Origin of the sequence: Streptomyces aculeolatus (assembly GCF_020400605.1) — a bacterium.
Lineage (GTDB): Bacteria > Actinomycetota > Actinomycetes > Streptomycetales > Streptomycetaceae > Streptomyces > Streptomyces aculeolatus.
In genome coordinates this window covers 1-655 of sequence record NZ_JAINRD010000093.1, presented here as the reverse complement: position 1 = coordinate 655, position 655 = coordinate 1, and the positions used below count along the sequence as shown (strand labels likewise).

Annotated in this window: 1 protein-coding gene; it reads right to left on the bottom strand. The window is 60.6% G+C overall.

Translation table 11 applies throughout. The features are described from left to right. Window positions 1-655: AfsR/SARP family transcriptional regulator (locus LG396_RS38845; protein ID WP_225798320.1), on the bottom strand; the 655-nt coding region annotated here is incomplete at both ends.

The window sequence follows — 655 nt, the reverse complement described above, 5'->3', positions numbered from 1 at the left end:
CGGTCGAACGTCGAACCACGACGCGGACCCGCCACCACATCCAACTCCGGATCCACCGCCAACATCGCCTGATGCAACCGCTGCAACGGCGGCGACGGCTCCACACCCAACTCCTCAATCAACCGACCACGCAACCGCCGATACACATCCAACGCCGACGCCTGCCGACCCGACCTGTACAACGACAACATCGCCTGCGCATGCAAACCCTCATGCTGAGGATGACGCGCAATCAAATCCACCAACTCAGAAATCAACTCAGCATGCCGACCCAACCGCAAATCAGCATCAATCCGCCGCTCCACCGTCACCAACCGCGACTCCTCCAACCGCATCACCTCAATCTCCATAATCGGACCCAACCGCACATCCACCAAAGCAGGCCCCTCCCACAAACCCAACGCCTCCCGAAACAAAGACGCAGCCCGCTCATCCTCCCCCCGATCAAAAGCCTCCTGCCCCAACCCCACCAACCGCTCATACGCAAAAACATCCACCGACTCCGACGGCACCTGCAACACATAACCCCCATGCCGCGTCGCCAACACACCCTTCGCCCGCTCCGACCCCCCAGCACCCAACGCCCTACCCAAACAACGCCGCAACTGCATAATATAAGTCTGCAACGTCGTCATCGCACTCGGCGGCAACTCCG